The following is a 17,753-nucleotide window of genomic DNA, read 5'->3' as shown; positions in this document are numbered from 1 at the left end:
GGTGCGGCCGGGTGCCGCTCGGTGCAGTCGATCATGCCTGAGCGAGTTCCGGCCGGAGCAGGGCATGCAGCTCCTGGAGCGGCCGCACGGTCATGTCGCCGCGCATCAGGGCCTCGATGCCCATCACCGCGGCGGCGGCGCCCGGCACGGTGGTGATGCTCGGTACGTCCGCGGTCACGGCGGCGCTGCGGATCTCGTACCCGTCGAGGCGTGCGCTGGCGCCCGAGCCCTGCGGGGTGTTGATGATCAGCGAGATCTCACCGGCCAGGATCAGCTCGACCGCGTTCTTCCGGCTGGGGTCCTCGTAGTGCTTCGGGACGATCTCGCAGTCGATGCCGTACCGGCGCAGGATCTCGCCGGTGCCGGCGGTCGTGACGATCGTGAAGCCCAGGTCGGCGAGCCGCTTCACCGGGAAGATCATCGAGCGCTTGTCGCGGTTGGCCACCGAGACGAAGACCTTGCCGCTGGTCGGCAGCGAGCCGTACGCCGCGGCCTGCGACTTGGCGAACGCCTGCCCGAAGCCGGCGTCGATGCCCATCACCTCGCCGGTCGATTTCATCTCCGGGCTGAGCAGGCTGTCCACGTTCTTGCCGGACAGGGTGCGGAACCGCTTGAACGGCAGCACCGCCTCCTTGATCGCGATCGGCGCGTTGGCCGGCGTGTTACCGCCGTCGCCCTCGGGCAGCAGCAGCCCCTCGGCGCGCAGCTCGGCGATGGTGGCGCCGAGCATGATCCGGGCGGCCGCCTTGGCCAGCGGCACCGCGGTCGCCTTCGAGACGAACGGCACGGTCCGCGAGGCCCGCGGGTTGGCCTCCAGGACGTAGAGGGCCTCGTCCTTGAGGGCGTACTGGACGTTCATCAGGCCGCGCACGCCGATGCCCCGGGCGAGGGCTTCGGTGTAGCGGCGGACCTCGGTCAGGTTCGAGGCGGCCAGGGTGATCGGCGGCAGCGAGCAGGCCGAGTCGCCGGAGTGGATACCGGCCTCCTCGATGTGCTCCATCACGCCGCCCAGATAGACCTCACCGGTCGCGTCGCAGAGCGCGTCCACGTCGATCTCGATGGCGTCGTCGAGGAACCGGTCGACCAGCACCGGGTGGTCCGGCGAGATCTCGGTGGCCCGCTCGATGTAGCCCTGGAGCGTCGGCTCGTCGTAGACGATCTCCATGCCGCGGCCGCCGAGCACGTACGACGGGCGGACCAGCACCGGGTAGCCGATCGAGTCGGCGATCGCCTTGGCCTCGGAGAAGCTGGTCGCGGTGCCGTGGTCGGGCGAGCGCAGGTCGTTCTCGGCGAGCAGCGCGCCGAACAGGCCGCGGTCCTCGGCCAGGTCGATCGACTCGGGCGAGGTGCCGACGATCGGTACGCCCGCCGCCTTGAGCCGGTTCGCCAGCCCGAGCGGGGTCTGACCGCCGAGCTGCACGATCACGCCGACCACGCCCGGGCCGCCGGCCGCCTTGCCGGAGCTGTCCTCGGCGTGGAACACCTCGAGGACGTCCTCGAAGGTGAGCGGCTCGAAGTAGAGCCGGTCGGCGGTGTCGTAGTCGGTGGAGACCGTCTCCGGGTTGCAGTTGACCATGACGGTCTCGAAGTCGACGCCCCGCAGAGCCTGCACCGCGTGCACGCAGGAGTAGTCGAACTCGATGCCCTGGCCGATCCGGTTCGGGCCGGAGCCCAGGATCAGCACCTTGGGCCGGTCGCTCGGCACCACCTCGGTCTCCTCGTCGTACGACGAGTAGTGGTACGGGGTGTTCGCCTCGAACTCGGCGGCGCAGGTGTCGACGGTCTTGTAGACCGGGCGGATGCCGAGGCGATGACGCAGCGAGCGCACCCCGTCCTCGCCGGCCAGCTCGGGACGCAGCACCGCGAGCTGCTTGTCGGAGAGCCCGGAGCGCTTCGCCCTGCGCAGCAGCTCCTCGTCCAGGACCGGCGCGGCCAGCAGTTCGGCACGCAGGTCGACCAGGGCCTGGATCTCGTCCAGGAACCACGGGTCGATCCGGCCGCTGGCCTCGTGCACCTGCTCGACCGTCGCGCCGAGCCGCAGCGCGGCCTCGACCGTGTAGAGCCGGCCGTCGTGCGGGATCCGCAGCGCCTCGAGCGCCTCGTCGACGTTCTCGAAGGTCGGAGCGGTCCAGAAGCCGGCGGCCTTGGTCTCCATCGAGCGCATCGCCTTGTTCAGCGCCTCGGCGAAGTTGCGGCCCAGGCTCATCGCCTCGCCGACCGACTTCATCGTGGTGGTGAGTTCCTTGTCCGCGCCCGGGAACTTCTCGAACGCGAACCGCGGGATCTTCACGACCACGTAGTCCAGAGCCGGCTCGAAGGCGGCCGGCGTCTTCAGCGTGATGTCGTTCGGGATCTCGTCGAGGGTGTAGCCGATGGCCAGCTTCGCGGCGATCTTGGCGATCGGGAAGCCGGTCGCCTTCGAGGCGAGCGCCGACGAGCGGGAGACCCGCGGGTTCATCTCGATGACGATCAGGCGGCCGTTGTCCGGGTTGATCGCGAACTGGATGTTGCAGCCACCGGTGTCCACACCGACCTCGCGCAGCACCGCGATGCCCAGGTCACGCAGCCTCTGGTACTCCCGGTCGGTGAGGGTCATCGCCGGTGCGACGGTGACGCTGTCGCCGGTGTGCACGCCCATCGGGTCGATGTTCTCGATCGAGCAGACCACCACGACGTTGTCGTGCTTGTCGCGCATCAGCTCGAGCTCGTACTCCTTCCAGCCGAGCACGCTCTCCTCGATGAGCACCTCGTGCACCGGGGACGCGGCCAGCCCGGCGCCGGCGATCCGGTCGAGCTCCTCCTGCGTGTGCGCCATGCCGGAACCGAGGCCACCCATGGTGAACGACGGGCGGATGACGACCGGAAGCCCGATGTCGGCGACCGTCTCGCGTACCTCGTCCATCGAGTGACAGACCCGCGAGCGCGGCGTCTCGCCGCCCGCCTTGGCCACGATGTCCTTGAAGAGCTGGCGGTCCTCGCCCTTGCGGATGGCGTCGATGTTGGCGCCGATCAGCTCGACGCCGTACTTCTCCAGCACGCCGCTCTCGTGCAGGGCGACCGCGGTGTTCAGCGCGGTCTGGCCGCCCAGCGTAGGCAGGATCGCGTCCGGGCGCTCCTTGGCGATGACCAGCTCGACGAACTCCGGGGTGATCGGCTCGACGTAGGTGGCGTCGGCGAACTCCGGGTCGGTCATGATCGTGGCCGGGTTGGAGTTGACCAGCGAGACGCGGATGCCCTCGGCGCGCAGCACCCGGCAGGCCTGGGTGCCGGAGTAGTCGAACTCGCAGGCCTGGCCGATCACGATCGGGCCGGAGCCGATCACCATGATGTGCTTGAGATCTTCACGCTTCGGCATGGTCAGCCCTTCTTTTCCACAAGCTCGACGAACCTGTCGAAGAGGTAGTCGGCGTCGTGCGGGCCGGCGGCGGCCTCGGGGTGGTACTGGACGGTGAAGGCGGGCAGGTCAATGCCGCGCAGACCCTCGACCACGTTGTCGTTGAGGCAGACGTGCGAAACCTCGACGCCGCCGAAGTCGGTGTCGATCACGGTGTTCAGCGGGGCGTCCACCGCGAAACCGTGGTTGTGGCTGGTCACCTCGACCTTGCCGGTGGTCTTGTCGAGCACCGGCTGGTTGATGCCGCGGTGGCCGTACCCCAGCTTGTAGGTGCCGAAGCCGAGCGCGCGGCCGAGGATCTGGCTGCCGAAGCAGATGCCGAACAGCGGCACCTCGCGGCGCATCACGTCGCGGGCCAGCGACACCGGACCGTCAGCGGTGGCCGGGTCGCCGGGGCCGGGCGAGAAGAAGACCGCGTCCGGGCTGACCGCGAGCAGGTCCTCGATCGAGGACGAGGCCGGGAAGATGTGCGTGGTGACCCCGCGGGCGGCGAGCCGGCGGGCCACGTTGCGCTTGATGCCGAGGTCCAGGGCGGCGACCGTGTAGCGGTGCTCCCCCTCGGCCTTGACCGTGTACCGCTCGCCAGTCGTGACCTGGGCGGAGAGGTCGGCGCCGAGCATCTGCGGCTGGGCCAGCACCCGCTGCCGCAGAACCTGCGGATCCAGGTCGACCGAGGAGATGCCGACCCGCATCGCGCCGCGCTCGCGCAGGTGCCGGGTGAGCGCGCGGGTGTCGACGCCGCTGATCCCGACGACGCCCTCGGCGGTCAGGCGCTCGCCCAGGTCGCCCTTCGAGCGCCAGTTCGACGGGCGGCGGGCCGGGTCGCGGACCACGTAGCCGGCCACCCAGATCCGGTCCGACTCGTCGTCCTCGTCGTTCACGCCGGTGTTGCCGATCTGCGGCGCGGTCTGCACCACGACCTGCTTGTGGAACGACGGGTCGGTCAGCGTCTCCTGGTAGCCGGTCATGCCGGTGGTGAACACCGCCTCGCCGAACGTCTCACCCAGGGCTCCGTAGGCGGTGCCGGAGAACGTGCGCCCGTCCTCGAGCACGAGGATCGCCTTGCTCATTTGACTGCCTTCCCGTCCAAGACCGTCGCTTCGCCCCGCAGGAAGGTCGCCACGATGCGACCCGGCAGCGTGAGGCCCGCGTACGGCGTGTTGCGGCTGCGGCTCGCCAGCCCGCCGGGGTCGACGACCCAGCGTGCTTTCGGGTCCACCAGCGTGAGGTTGGCCGGCGTACCGGCCTTGGTCAGGTCGCCGCCGTGCCCGGCCAGCCCGGCGATGCGGGCCGGCGCGATCGACATCCGGTCGGCGATCAGGTCCCACTGCTCGCCGAAGACGCTGAGCACGATGGGCAGGGCGGTCTCCAGGCCGAGCATGCCGGGCCGCGCGTACGCCCACTCGCACTCCTTGTCCTGCACGGCGTGCGGCGCGTGATCGGTGGCGACCACGTCGATGATCCCGTCCAGCAGGGCCTGGCGCAGGGCTTCGACGTCGCTGCGCGTACGCAACGGGGGGTTGACCTTGAAGACCGGGTCGTAACCGGCCGCGAGCTCGTCGGTCAGCAGGAGGTGATGCGGGGTGACCTCGGCGGTCACGCGCACGCCGCGCGCCTTGGCCTGGCGCAGCACCTCGACCGACCCCGCGGTCGAGACGTGGCAGACGTGCAGGCGGCTGCCGACGTGCTCGGCCAGGAGCACGTCGCGGGCGATGATCGCCTCCTCGGCGACCGCGGGCCAGCCGGTGAGGCCGAGCCGCGTGCTGACCTCGCCCTCGTGCATCTGCGCGCCCTCGGTGAGCCGCGGCTCCTCGGCGTGCTGGGCGATCACGCCGTCGAACGCCTTCACGTACTCCAGGGCGCGGCGCATCAGCTTCGGGTCGGCGACGCAGAAGCCGTCGTCGGAGAAGATCCGCACATTGGCGGCGGAGGTGGCCATCGCGCCCAGCTCGGCCATCTGCTTGCCGGCCAGGCCGACCGTGACCGCGCCGATCGGCTGCACGTCGACCAGGCCGGCCTCGCGGCCCAGCCGCCACACCTGTTCGACCACGCCGGCGGTGTCGGCGACCGGCGAGGTGTTCGCCATCGCGCAGACCGCGGTGTAGCCGCCCAGCGCGGCCGCGCGGGAGCCGGTCTCGACGGTTTCGGCGTCCTCGCGGCCCGGTTCGCGCAGGTGGGTGTGCACGTCCACCAGGCCGGGCAGCGCGACTAGGCCGCTCGCGTCGATCACCTCGGCGTCCTTGCCGGCCTTGTCCGAGGAGATCACCCCGTCCTTGATGAACAGATCGGTCGGTTCGGCACCGAGGATCGAGACGCCCTTGAGCAGGTACGCCATCACTTGCCTCCCAAAAGCAGGTAGAGGACGGCCATCCGGACGCTGACGCCGTTGGCGACCTGTTCGACGATCGTGGAGCGGGGCGAGTCGGCCACCTCGGGCGCGATCTCCATGCCGCGGTTCATCGGGCCCGGGTGCATGACGATGGCGTGCTCTGGGAGCTTCCTCATGCGCAGCATGTCCAGCCCGTAGCGGCGGCTGTACTCGCGGGCCGACGGGAAGTACGAGTCCTGCATCCGTTCGGTCTGCACCCGCAGCATCATCACCACGTCGCTGTCCGGCAACACGGCGTCCAAGTCGTAGGAAACTTGGGTTTTCTCGGACAGTGCGGCGGCGACGTCCAGCGGGATCAGGGTCGGCGGGCCGACCAGGGTGACCTGCGCGCCGAGCGTGGTCAGCAGCAGGACGTTCGAGCGGGCCACGCGGCTGTGCAGCACGTCGCCCACGATGGCGACCTTCAGGCCGTCGAGACGGCCCAGGCGCGAGCGCATGGTGTACGCGTCCAGCAGCGCCTGAGTCGGGTGCTCGTGGGTGCCGTCGCCGGCGTTGACCACCGAACCGTCCACCCAGTTGGCCAGCCGGTGCGGCGCGCCGCTCGCCGAGTGCCGGATCACCACCGCGTCGGCGCCCATCGCCTGGAGGGTGAGCGCGGTGTCCTTCAGGCTCTCACCCTTGGACACGCTGGAGCCCTTCGCGGAAAAGTTGATCACGTCGGCCGAGAGCCGCTTGGCGGCCGCCTCGAACGAGATCCGGGTCCGGGTCGAGTCCTCGTAGAAGAGGTTGACCACGGTACGGCCGCGCAGCGCGGGCAGCTTCTTGACCTCGCGGCCGGAGAGCGCCGCCATCTCCGCGGCGGTGTCCAGGATCAGCGTGGCGGTGGCCGCGTCCAGATCCGCGGCCGAGCGCAGGTGCTTGATCACGTGAGGCCTCCGATCAGCTTGACCTCGTCGGCGCCGTCGACCTCGGTGAGCGCCACCTTGACGCTCTCGCTGAGCGCGGTCGGGATGTTCTTGCCCACGTAGTCGGCGCGGATCGGCAGCTGCCGGTGGCCGCGGTCGACCAGGACCGCGAGCTGGACCGAGCTGGGCCGGCCGAGCTCCTGCAGCGCGTCCAGGGCGGCCCGCACCGAGCGGCCGGAGAAGAGCACGTCGTCGACGAGGATGACCCGGAGGCCGTCGACGCCGCCCGGCGGCAGCTCGGTCTTGCCGAGGGCACGGGTGGCCTTGAGGCGCAGGTCGTCGCGGTAGAGGGTGATGTCCAGCGAGCCGACCGGCACCTCGACGCCCTCGAAGGCGTGAATCCGGGCGGCGAGCCGGTGAGCCAGCGGAACGCCCCGGGTCGGGATGCCGAGCAGCACGGTGCCGGTGGCGCCCGAGGTCTTCTCGAGAATCTGGTGAGCGATGCGGTCGACGACCCGATGCAGGTCGGACCCGGCCAAAATGATCTTGCTAGGTGCGTCGGCGCGTGGCTGTGCCACGGCGGACCTCCTTCCCCGCCTCACGGGACGGGTCGTTAAAGGACGTCGGTGCGGGTAGGCCCTGTTTCACCTGCCCGCATGGCTGACGCTACGTTACCAGTGGACACAGCGTTGATTATGGTGACGTGCCTGACTGGAGCAGTCCGGACAAATCCTGTAACTGGGGATACAGTCGGTAACTTCGGCGACTCATCGGTAACCAACACTTGACCGGCGGTCGCAAACTCCGTACCGTCACGCAGCGTAGCGATCCGCGAGGAAAAGTACCCTCGCGGGCCAGCACAGTACCGGGAGTGTCCGTATGCCGTCTGAGTACGCGAAGTCGCTGGGCGCTCGCCTGCGCTCCATCCGCCAGCAGCAGGGCCTGTCCCTGCAAGGCGTCGAAGAGAAGTCCAACGGCCGCTGGAAGGCGGTCGTGGTCGGCTCGTACGAGCGGGGCGACCGCGCGGTGACCGTCTCGCGCCTTGCCGAACTGGCCGACTTCTACCGTGTGCCCGTGTCCGAGCTTCTGCCCGACGGCAGTGGCATCCGGCTCGAGGCCACCAACAAGATCGTGCTGGACCTGGAGAAGCTGTACGACACCACTGGCGAGGACCTCGCCTACGTGGCGCGGTACGCCCGGGCCATCCAGCAGCAGCGCGGCGACTACAACGGCCGCGTCCTCTCCATCCGCGCCGACGACCTGCGCGCGCTCGCCATCGTCTACGACATCTCGCCGTCCGGCCTCATCGAGCGCCTGACCGAGCAGGGTGTCCTGGTCGCCGACCCGCGCGCGTTCTTCGCCAGCTGAGTCCCGCACCACAGCAACGCCCCCCGTTGAAGCCCGCGTCGCACCTGACGCGGGCTTTCGCGTGTCCGCCGGTGGATCTCTGAACCTCTGGCGCGCCGCGCCCGTACTGTCTGTCGATCAAGGCCGGGCGGCGGAAGCGGGGCGCGGGATGAACCAGGGGTGTCCTCCGGCAACACCGCGTGATCGCCGGCCGACGAGGCGGGACCCACCGGCCGCGGCTGATCTCGTCGCTCTGCGTGCCACCCACCAGGTCGCGGCACCCTTTCCCGGCGGTCGCGCTGAGGCTCGGGGTGGCAGCATGATCGCGCGGCAGCGCGGTGCAGGCGTAGTTTCCGGCCGCCCCGTGGCCCGTACCGGAAAAATGCGAAACGGCCCGGACCGAAGTCCGGGCCGATCGTGGGGCACTCAGCGGGTGGCGAAGGCCGCGATCCGGTCGAGGAGACCGTTGAGGAAGCGCGGGCTGTCGTCGGTCGACATCTCCTTGGCCAGCTCGACCGCCTCGGTGATCGCCACCGGGTCGTCGATGTCCGGCTCGTAGAGCAGCTCGTAGACCGCGATGCGGGCGAGGTTGCGGTCGACCGCCGGCATGCGGTCGATCGTCCAGCCCTCCGCGTAGCTGGCGATCAGCTCGTCGATCCGGTTCAGGTTCTTCGCGACGCCCTCGATGAGGGTGATCGCGTACCCGATGTGGTCGGGGTGCGGCTTGGCGATCCGGTCCAGGTAGGTGACGAGCACCTGGCCCGGCGGCAGGTCACGAAGGTCGGCCTCGAAGAGGACGTCGAGTGCTCGCTTGCGGGCCTTGCGGCGCGCGAGCCGATCCTTCTTGGGACCTTCGGCCATCAGCTGCGGCCGAGGTAGCGGCCGTCGCGGGTGTCGACCTTGATCTTCTCGCCGGTGGTGATGAAGAGCGGGACCTGGACGGTCGCGCCGGTCTCGACGGTGGCCGGCTTGGTGCCGCCGGTCGAGCGGTCGCCCTGCAGACCCGGCTCGGTGTAGGTGACCTCGAGGAACACGCTGGTCGGCAGCTCGATGTAGAGCGGCACACCCTCGTGCAGGGCCACCGTGGCCTCGGCCTCGGGGAGCAGGTAGTTCGCGTTCTCCCCGACCGTGCCGCCCTGCACGTGGATCTGGTCGTAGGTGTCCAGGTCCATGAAGACGAAGTCCTCGCCGTCCTGGTACAGGTACTGCATGGTGCGCTTGTCGACGGTCGCGGTCTCGACCTTGGTGCCGGCGTTGAAGGTCTTGTCGACGACCTTGCCGGACAGGACGTGCTTCAGCGTGGTGCGCACGAACGCCGGCCCCTTGCCCGGCTTGACGTGCTGGAATTCCACGACGGCCCACAGCTCGCCATCGAGGTTGAGCACCAGGCCGTTCTTCAGGTCGTTGGTGGAAGCCATGTCCTACCTTGATCTTGACGCGAATCGGTGACCGAACGAGTCTACCGGCGTGCCGACGCCCGGAGCGAATCGGGCCTACCGTGCGATGTGCTCCAGAGCCAGGCGATATCCGTCGAAGCCCAGACCGGCGATCACCCCGGTCGCGACGGCTGAGATCACCGAGTGGTGCCGGAACTCCTCGCGCGTGTGGATGTTGGAGATGTGTACCTCGACCAGCTTGCCACGCAGCATCGCGCAGGCGTCCCGGACGGCGTAGTTGTAATGGGTCCAGGCGCCCGGGTTGAGCACCACGTCGGCGCCCTCGTCGGCGGCCTGATAGAGCCACTCCAGCATCTGGTGCTCGGCGTTGGTCTGCCGGACCTCGACCGTGACGCCGAGGCCGTCGGCGACCTTCTGACACAGGTCGATCAGGTCCTGGTAGGTGGCGGAGCCGTACACACCGGGCTCGCGCAGGCCGAGGCGCCCCAGATTCGGACCGTTCAGCACGTAGATCATCGGGCCACCGCCGCGTAGGCCCGCTCCAGCAGATCCTCGTCGGGCCCGGCCAGGATGCCCGGTTTCGCCAGCCCGTCGAGAACGACGAACCGCAAGGTCGCGGCCCGCGCCTTCTTGTCGACGCGCATGGCGGGCAGCAGGTCGGTCCAGGCCTCTTTCGAGTACGCCGTAGGCAGCCCCAGCGACTCCAGGACGCTCCGGTGCCGGTCGGCGGTCACGTCGTCCAGCCGTCCGGTGAGCCGGCCCAGCTCGGCGGCGAACACCAGGCCGACCGAGATCGCGTGCCCGTGCTTCCACGTGTACTTCTCGCGGCGCTCGATCGCGTGCCCGAGCGTGTGCCCGTAGTTGAGGATCTCCCGCAGCCCGGACTCCTTGAGATCCACGCTCACCACGTGCGCCTTCACCCTGACCTTGCGTTCGACCAGCTCCCGGAGCACGTCGCCGCGTGGATTCATCGCTGAGGCCGGGTCGGCCTCGATCAGCTCCAGGATCCGCGGATCGGCGATGAAGCCGCCCTTGACCACCTCGGCCAGGCCGGCCGCGATGTCCTCGGCGGGCAGGGTGTCGAGCGCGTCCAGATCGCAGAGCACCCCGGCGGGCGGGTGGAACGCGCCCACCAGGTTCTTACCGGCCGCGATGTTGACCGCGGTCTTGCCGCCGACCGCGGCGTCGACCATGCCGGCCACCGAGGTGGAGACCGGCACCCAGCGCACCCCGCGCAGCCAGGCCGCCGCGACGTATCCCGCCAGGTCGGTGGTCGCTCCGCCACCGACACCGACGACCACATCGGTACGCGTGAAGCCGGCCGCACCCAGCTCGTCCCAGCACCGGGCCGCGACCTCGATCGACTTGCCGGCCTCGGCATCGGGCACCTCGATCGGCACCACCGTCGCGACACCGGCCGCCTTGCCGACCGCCTCGGCCCGCTCCCGCAGCGTGGGCGGGTGCAGGATCGCCACCCGGGCCGCGCCCTCGATGAGAGAGGGCAGCTCGCCGTCGAGGCCACGCCCGACGATCACGTCATATGGACGGTCACCCGTCACCGGAATCCGCGTCACCACGCGCTCACCCTAGCGGCCGGCCACGACAAGATCGGACGGCGATTCCATCTCTTCGCATCCTGGGACGCCTTCGCTACAGTCCGCGTGGTGAGCGGCATCGAGACGGCTCTTCTCAACGTCGGCCGAGCGGTGGTCACGCCGCTGTTCACTCGATGGCTGGGCGGCCGGCGGAAGGAGCGGGAGCGCACGCTGCCGCTGAGCGAGCTTCTGCGCGAGCGAGCCACCGATGAATTCACCCGGCGGCGCGGCGAACGCCAGATCGAGGCCGTCGTCGACGACGTCGCTGAACGACTGAAGCCACTGATCACCACCCGCTTCGCGGCCCTGCCTGAGAACGAGGTGGTGGCCTGCATGGAGGCGGTGGCCGACACCTTCCGCCGGGCGGATCTCACCGACGACGCGGTCTTCGCCGATGACCTCGAACCGGCCCGGCTCACCGCCCGGCTGCGCGCCTCCGCTCCCCCGGCCGCCCTCTCCGACTTGGGTGAACGCCTCTACGACATCGCATTGGACGACTGTGCCAGGTGCTTCGTCCAGTTCGTCGTGCAGACTGCGCCGTTCACCGGCCGCGCTTCCGTGGAGATCCTCGGCCGGCTCTCCGAGTTGACCGACTTGATGTCCGAGGCGCTGCGGAGACTCGCCCTCGCCGTACCGGAGACCGCCACCGGCTTCCTCGCTCGTTATCAGGAGTTCCTGGTCAAGAAGCTGAACGCGCTGGAGCTGGTGGGATTGGACACCCAGTTCCGGCCGCGGACCACGCTCAGCGTCGCCTACGTCAGCCTCGCGGTGAATGGAACCGGAGCACCCGCCCGGGCCCGCCTGCCCAAGTGGGATCCCGGTCTACTGCGCCACGCCCGCCTCGGCGCCGGCGGCTCCGAGCGAGTCGAGCAGGCACTCGCCCGGCGCACCCGCACGCTCATCCGTGGCGATGCGGGCGCCGGAAAGTCGACGTTGCTGCGCTGGCTGGCGGTGACTGCGGCCGGCAACGGCTTCACCGGCGCGCTCGCCGAGTGGAACGGCCGCATTCCTTTCCTGGTCAAGCTGCGCAGCTGGCCGGCCGAACTGCCGCAACCGGAGCGGTTCCTCAGCGGCGTGGCCGATCCACTCGTCGGCGCGATGCCCCCCGGCTGGGTCCATGACCAGCTGCGTGCGGGCCGGGCGCTGCTGCTCGTCGACGGCGTGGACGAGTTGCCCGCCGAGCGCCGGCCCAAGGTTCGTGAATGGTTGCGGGACCTGCTCGCCGCGTACACCGACATACTGGTGGTGATCACCTCGCGGCCGCCGGCGGCGCCGGTGCGGTGGCTGGAAGACGAAGACTTCGGCTCCCTCACCTTGGAACGCATGGCGCCGGCCGACGTGCGGGCCCTCATCGATCAGTGGCACCAGGCCGCCCGCACGTCACCCTCGCTGCCGTGCCCTGCCGGCGATCTTCATCGGTACGAGCAGAGCCTGCTCAACCAGCTGGCGGCGAATCACCACCTGTACCGGCTGGCCGGGAACCCTCTGATGGCGGCCATGCTGTGCGCCCTGAACCTGGACCGCCAGACCCATCTGCCACCCGATCGGATGGGCATCTACCAGGCAGCGGTCGACATGCTCCTGCACCGCCGCGACACCGAGCGGGAAGTGCCGTCCGCGCTGCCGCAGATGACTGCACGGGAGCGGTTGCAGCTGCTGCAGGACCTGGCCTGGCGCCTCTCCCTGAACGGGCGGTCGGAACTGACCAGGGCGGAAGCACTCGACTACGTGAGCCGGAAGCTGGCGGCAATGCCGCGCATGACGGCGGAGGCCGAGCCGGTGTTACAGCACTTGATCGAGCGCAGCGGCATCCTCCGCGAGCCGGCGGTGGGCCGGATCGATTTCGTGCACCGAACCTTCCAGGAGTATCTGACCGCTCGCGAGGCCGCTGAGCAGAGTATGGGCGGACTGCTCGCGGGGCAGGCGCACCTGGACACCTGGCGAGAGATCGTCATCATGGCCGCCGGGCACAGCAACAGCCCGACACGCACCGAGATCGTCACCGGCATCCTGGCACGCGCCGATCGGGAGCCTCGGCACCGGAGGTCGCTGACCCTGCTCGCGGGCGCCTGTCTGGAAACCGTGTCGTCCCTGGAACCTTCCTCTTTGATCACTGAGATCAACGCCCGCCTCGACCACGTTCTGCCGCCGCGCAACCTGAACGAGGCCCGGTCCTTGTACCCGGTGGGCGACCCGCTACTACGCCGGCTCCCGGCCGACTTGGCGGGCCTCTCGGAAGCACAAGCCGCGGCCACGGTCCGAACGGCGGCTCTGATCAATGGCCCGCACGCGATCCGGGTACTGAGCCGATACAGCCAGGATCCCCGCAGGCTGGTGCAACTAGAGCTGGCGGGCGCCTGGGACTACTTCGACGCCGAGGAATACGCGAGAGAGGTTCTGGCCGAGGCTCCGCTCGTCGGCGGCCACATCCTCATCAGACGTCCGTCATTCCTGGAGGCGACGCGACATCTGCGGCATTTGACGACAATCGACCTGTGGCTGAGAACGAGCGTGGACCTCCGCGACTTGCCGGCCAACGCCAAGTTGACACGGTTGATCTTGGGCAACGGATTCCGCGGTCCGATGGCTGCCCTGGAACGCTTTCGCAACCTCGTCATCCTGGACGCGTATGACGCTCATGGTCGCGTCGCCGCAGCGGATATCGGAAGCCTCGCCCGCCTGCCCGAACTCGGGCATTTGTCGCTTACCGGCGAGATCGGTTGCGGCGGACCCGAGATATCCGCGCTCAGCAAACTCCAGACGCTGAAAGGGCTGGAGATAGTCCTTACCGAGGACATCGCACACATCGATCCATTGGCGGCCTTGTCCCGGCTCGAATCTCTCGACGTCGAGTGGGGCAGCGTGCGGTCGTTCCGGGCGCTCGCACAGCTGCCGGTGCGGATCTTCGGCTTCGGCCCGTGCCACAAGCCCCCGCGCCGGGGCCTGGCGGATGTGCACACGAGTTTCCCGCTGGTCGAGGAGCTCAAGCTCTACGGATCGGATCATTGGCGCGCTCGTCTTGACAGCCTGCGGCATTTTGGGCGGTTACGCGCGCTGCTCCTCGGCGGCCTCGCGAAACGACAGATGCCCACCCTCCAGCTTCCGACGACGGCGCGATCCATCGAGATGGTGTTCACGGACCGCGCGGAGCTGGCTCCCTTGGTGAACTCCCCCGGTCTTCGGCGGATAGACGTGGAAGCGTCTGACGGTCCGGTCGATCTCACGCCCTTCGTCGACTGGCAGGGCGGCCCACTCACCATCAAGCTGCCCTGGCACAAGCGGAAGGAGCAGACCCTACCGGACAACCTGCCGGCTTCGATCAAGGTCCGCTACGCCTGACGCGCTGGCCTCAAGCCGACTGGAGCAGGGCGACGACCTCGGTGGCGATCTCCTCCGGCTCACGACCGTCGGTGGTGATCGTGTGGGTGGCGACCTCCAGATAGAGCGGCCGCCGCTGCTCCAGCAGGTATTTCAGCGTCGCCCGCGGGTTGATCGCCAGCAGTGGGCGGCCCGCGCCCAGCCCGACCCGCTTGATCGCGTCGGTCAGCTCCACCGACAGGTAGATCACCGTGTGGTCGGCGAGCAGTTTGCGCGTACCGTCGTCGAGAATCGCGCCGCCGCCTAGAGCGAGCACCCCGCCGAAGTCGCGCAGCGACGAGGCGACGACCTCACGCTCCAGCGCGCGGAAGGCGGCCTCGCCGTCGTCGACGAAGATCTCCGGGATGGGCTTGCCGGCCCGTTCCTCGATGATCGCGTCGGTGTCGGCGAACGGCACGCCGAGGGCCTCGGCCACCGCGGCGCCGATCGTGGTCTTGCCGGCGCCCATCACGCCGAGCACGACGGCGACCGGAGCCATCAGCGGACCACCAGCGTGTCGAGGTACGACGCCAGGTTGCGGCGGATCTCGGCGACCGAGTCGCCGCCGAACTTCTCGGTCGCCGCCTCGGCCAGGACCAGCGCGACCATCGCCTCGGCGACCACCGCGCCGGCCGGGACCGCACAGACGTCGGACCGCTGGTTGATCGCGGTGGCCGGCTCGCCGGTGGTGATGTCGATGGTCTGCAGCGCCCGGTTCAGCGAGGAGATCGGCTTGAGCGCGGCACGGACCCGCAGCGGCTCGCCGTTGGTGATGCCACCCTCCAGGCCGCCGGCCCGGTCGGTCACCCGCTTGACGCCGTCCGGCGTCGGGATGATCTCGTCGTGCGCCACCGAGCCGCGGGACCGCGCCTGGGTGAAGCCGTCGCCGATCTCGACGCCCTTGACCGACTGGATCGACATGAGGGCGGTGGCCAGGCGGGCGTCCAGCTTGCGGTCCCACTGCACGTGCGAGCCGAGGCCCGGCGGCACGTTGTAGGCGAGCACCTCGACGATGCCGCCGAGCGTGTCCGCGTCCTGCTTGGCGGCGTCGACCTCGGCCACCATGCGGGCGCTGGCCTCCGGGTCGAGGCAGCGCAGCGGGTCCTCGTCGATCCGGTCGAAGTCGTCGGGCGTGGGGATCACGCCGGGTTTCGCGGCGACCGAGCCGAGCTCGATCACGTGCGAGACGATGTCGATGCCGAGCGCCTGCTTGATCAGCTTCTTGGCGACCACGCCGGCGGCGACGCGGGCCGCGGTCTCCCGGGCGCTGGCGCGCTCCAGGATCGGGCGGGCGTCGGTGTGCCCGTACTTCTGCATGCCGGCCAGGTCGGCGTGGCCAGGCCGCGGGCGGGTGAGCGGGGCGTTGCGGGCCTGCGCGGCCAGCTCCTCGGGGTCCACCGGGTCGGCCGCCATCACGGTCTCCCACTTGGGCCACTCGGTGTTGCCCACCCGGATCGCCACCGGGCTGCCCAGCGTGAGGCCGTGCCTGATGCCGCCGATGACCTCGATCTCGTCCTGCTCGAACTTCATCCGGGCGCCGCGCCCATAGCCCAGGCGGCGGCGCACGAGGTCACGGGTGATGTCCGAGCTCGTCACCTCCACCCCGGCGGGAACACCCTCCAGCAGCGTGACGAGAGCCGGTCCGTGCGATTCACCTGCGGTAAGCCAACGCAACACGGGTGACAGTCTGGCATGGCGCCCTGACCGGGCGCTGTCCCGGCCACTCTCGTCCCGCCTTCCGGACACCCGGCGTACGCCTGACCTCGGAGTCCTCTGATCACATCCCGGAATGAAACTCCCGGACGCGACGTATGTTCCGGCCGTGACCGTGGGAACCGGAGAAGCGAGGACCCGCGCCCCGCGCCGGGTGCTGCTGGTCGTCATTCTCGGGGCTGATCACGACGATCGGGCCGCTGTCGCTGGACATGTACCTGCCGGCGCTCCCCGACATCGCGCGCGACCTGGCGGTCTCTCCCGCACAGGTGCAGCTCTCGCTCACCTTCCGTCTGGTCGGCATGGCGCTCGGCCAGCTCGTCCTCGGCCCGCTCAGTGACAGGTGGGGACGCCGGGCTTGCCGCGTACGCCGCCCTGTCTTTTCTGATCGCCCTGGCACCGACGGCGCCGATGCTCACCGGCCTGCGTCTCCTCCAGGGGTTCGCCGGAGGCGTCGGGGTGGTCGTCGCCCGCGCGGTGGTGCGGGACGTGAGCTCCGGCCCGGCGGCGGCGAAGCTCTTCTCCAGCCTCACCCTGGTCTTCGGCCTGGCGCCGATCGCGGCGCCCAGCCTGGGCAGCCTGGTGCTTCAGCGGACTGGACCGCTATCCGGAGAACGCCGGATCGGCGGCCGCGCTGCTCGGGGGGTGCAGTCGGTGATCGCCTCGGTCGCGGCGCCGCTGGCCGGGCTCGGCGACCCGGGCCAGGGCGTACCGATGAGTCTGGTGATCATGGGCTTCGCGGCGGCCGCGCTGCTCTCCACCCTCGTGCTGACCCGCGGCGCCGGCCGCTGAGACCGGCGCCAGGAGCGGTCAGCGGCTGCGGACGGCCTCGTCCAGAGCGGCCCGCATGGCCTCCTCGGGCGCCTGTGCGACGCCGGTGAACTGCTCGAACTGGCCCAGCGCCTGAGCCAGCAGCAGGTCCAGGCCGGAGAAGACCGGCACGCCCTGCGCGATGGCGGCGGCCGCCAGCGGGGTCGGCCACGGGTCGTAGAGGGCGTCGAAGAAGACGCTCCCGGCCCGCCAGCTGACCTGGTCGGCGAGATGGTCGGCGGCGCCCTTAGGCACGGTGGCGACGACGGCGTCCGCCTCGAACGCGCTCGGCGCGTCGTCGAAGGCCACCCCCTCCAGCCGGATGCCGAGGGCGACCGCGACCTGCTCCAGTTCCGCGAAGGCCTCGGGCCGGCGGGTGACCACGGTGACCGTCTCGGCGCCCAGCTCTGCGGACGCGGCGAGAGCGGCGCGCGCGGTGCCGCCACCGCCGAGCACGGTGATCCGCGGCGGCGCCTCCTTGACCGCATGCCGGCCCCGGCTGAGCCCGATCCCGGCCTCCCGCAGCACCCGGACCATGCCGCCGACGTCGGTGTTGTCGGCGTGCCAGGCGCCGTCCGGCTGGCGGACCAGCGTGTTCGCCACACCGGCCGCGATCGCCACCGGCGACGCCACGTCGGCGATCCGCAGCGCGGTCTCTTTGAGCGGCATGGTGAGCGACAGGCCGGCCCACTCCGGGCCGAGTCCCGCCACCAGGTCGGGCAGCTCGGACTCGGCGCACTCGATCGCCTCGTACGCCCAGCCGGTGAGCCCACTCGCGGCGTATCCGGCATTGTGGATCACCGGGGAGAGCGAGTGGGCGATCGGCTTACCGCACACCGCGGCTTTGCGGGTGCTGGACGGAGTCTCGTCTTGGCTCTGCACGCGCCCACTTTACGGCGCGCTGTC

General features: G+C 70.0%; 14 protein-coding genes and 1 pseudogene. 3 read left to right on the top strand and 12 right to left on the bottom strand.

Translation table 11 applies throughout. The features are described from left to right. Positions 1 to 31 precede the first annotated feature (31 nt). The 5 genes from carB to pyrR are packed head-to-tail and all read right to left on the bottom strand — an operon-like array spanning position 32 to position 7,230. Positions 32 to 3,355 carry a carbamoyl-phosphate synthase large subunit gene (gene carB, locus I4J89_RS32700; RefSeq protein ID WP_196417996.1) on the bottom strand — a complete coding sequence of 1,108 codons (3,324 nt, stop codon included), beginning with the start codon at positions 3,353 to 3,355 and terminating at the stop codon, positions 32 to 34. 2 nt (positions 3,356 to 3,357) lie between these two features. Next, complete coding sequence (gene carA / locus I4J89_RS32695) at positions 3,358 to 4,464, bottom strand: glutamine-hydrolyzing carbamoyl-phosphate synthase small subunit (RefSeq protein ID WP_196417995.1); 1,107 nt, start codon at positions 4,462 to 4,464, stop codon at positions 3,358 to 3,360. Further along, a complete protein-coding gene (locus tag I4J89_RS32690; protein WP_196417994.1) occupies positions 4,461 to 5,732 on the bottom strand; it encodes a dihydroorotase in 1,272 nt (423 codons plus the stop codon). Before I4J89_RS32690 ends, carA begins: the two co-directional genes overlap by 4 nt. After that, positions 5,729 to 6,649, bottom strand: coding sequence for an aspartate carbamoyltransferase catalytic subunit (locus I4J89_RS32685; protein ID WP_196417993.1), 921 nt, complete (start codon positions 6,647 to 6,649; stop codon positions 5,729 to 5,731). Before I4J89_RS32685 ends, I4J89_RS32690 begins: the two co-directional genes overlap by 4 nt. Further along, a complete protein-coding gene (pyrR, locus tag I4J89_RS32680) occupies positions 6,646 to 7,230 on the bottom strand; it encodes a bifunctional pyr operon transcriptional regulator/uracil phosphoribosyltransferase PyrR (protein ID WP_373688179.1) in 585 nt (194 codons plus the stop codon). Before pyrR ends, I4J89_RS32685 begins: the two co-directional genes overlap by 4 nt. Positions 7,231 to 7,507: 277 nt before the next feature. Between pyrR and bldD the strand changes: the two genes are divergently transcribed. Further along, positions 7,508 to 7,996: a transcriptional regulator BldD gene (gene bldD / locus I4J89_RS32675; protein ID WP_014446326.1), complete on the top strand. Its 489-nt coding sequence runs from the start codon at positions 7,508 to 7,510 to the stop codon at positions 7,994 to 7,996. Positions 7,997 to 8,401: 405 nt separating this feature from the next. Here the strand turns inward: bldD and nusB are convergent, their stop codons facing one another. From nusB to aroB, 4 genes are all read right to left on the bottom strand, one after another. Then, complete coding sequence (nusB, locus tag I4J89_RS32670; protein WP_196417991.1) at positions 8,402 to 8,836, bottom strand: transcription antitermination factor NusB; 435 nt, start codon at positions 8,834 to 8,836, stop codon at positions 8,402 to 8,404. Then, the gene (gene efp / locus I4J89_RS32665) at positions 8,836 to 9,393 is read right to left on the bottom strand and encodes an elongation factor P (RefSeq protein ID WP_196417990.1); all 558 of its coding nucleotides are present in this window, start codon (positions 9,391 to 9,393) and stop codon (positions 8,836 to 8,838) included. Before efp ends, nusB begins: the two co-directional genes overlap by 1 nt. 75 nt (positions 9,394 to 9,468) lie before the next feature. After that, positions 9,469 to 9,888, bottom strand: coding sequence for a type II 3-dehydroquinate dehydratase (gene aroQ, locus I4J89_RS32660; RefSeq protein WP_196417989.1), 420 nt, complete (start codon positions 9,886 to 9,888; stop codon positions 9,469 to 9,471). Continuing rightward, positions 9,885 to 10,949, bottom strand: a complete 1,065-nt coding sequence (aroB, locus tag I4J89_RS32655) for a 3-dehydroquinate synthase (protein ID WP_196417988.1) — start codon at positions 10,947 to 10,949, stop codon at positions 9,885 to 9,887. The genes aroQ and aroB overlap by 4 nt, the downstream gene beginning before the upstream one ends. Here aroB and I4J89_RS32650 point away from each other — a divergent pair. Next, positions 10,833 to 14,306: an NACHT domain-containing protein gene (locus I4J89_RS32650; protein WP_373688178.1), complete on the top strand. Its 3,474-nt coding sequence runs from the start codon at positions 10,833 to 10,835 to the stop codon at positions 14,304 to 14,306. The two genes, aroB and I4J89_RS32650, sit on opposite strands and share 117 nt — an antisense overlap. A gap of 10 nt (positions 14,307 to 14,316) precedes the next feature. Here the strand turns inward: I4J89_RS32650 and I4J89_RS32645 are convergent, their stop codons facing one another. Further along, the gene (locus I4J89_RS32645) at positions 14,317 to 14,823 is read right to left on the bottom strand and encodes a shikimate kinase (RefSeq protein ID WP_196417986.1); all 507 of its coding nucleotides are present in this window, start codon (positions 14,821 to 14,823) and stop codon (positions 14,317 to 14,319) included. Beyond that, positions 14,823 to 16,001 (bottom strand): chorismate synthase, encoded by a 1,179-nt coding sequence (gene aroC / locus I4J89_RS32640; protein ID WP_196417985.1) that lies wholly within the window; start codon positions 15,999 to 16,001, stop codon positions 14,823 to 14,825. The genes I4J89_RS32645 and aroC overlap by 1 nt, the downstream gene beginning before the upstream one ends. 212 nt (positions 16,002 to 16,213) lie before the next feature. On the opposite strand from aroC, the pseudogene I4J89_RS50090 reads away from it, so the two are divergent. Continuing rightward, positions 16,214 to 16,628, top strand: a pseudogene (locus I4J89_RS50090) (MFS transporter); the annotation flags it as partial. Positions 16,629 to 16,847: 219 nt separating this feature from the next. Here the strand turns inward: I4J89_RS50090 and I4J89_RS32630 are convergent. Beyond that, positions 16,848 to 17,729: a shikimate dehydrogenase gene (locus tag I4J89_RS32630; protein WP_196417984.1), complete on the bottom strand. Its 882-nt coding sequence runs from the start codon at positions 17,727 to 17,729 to the stop codon at positions 16,848 to 16,850. Positions 17,730 to 17,753 lie beyond the last annotated feature (24 nt).

The organism is Actinoplanes aureus (assembly GCF_015704865.1).
GTDB lineage: Bacteria > Actinomycetota > Actinomycetes > Mycobacteriales > Micromonosporaceae > Actinoplanes > Actinoplanes aureus.
Note: the sequence above shows the minus strand (reverse complement) of the source record. Positions and strands in the feature narration are given on the sequence as shown.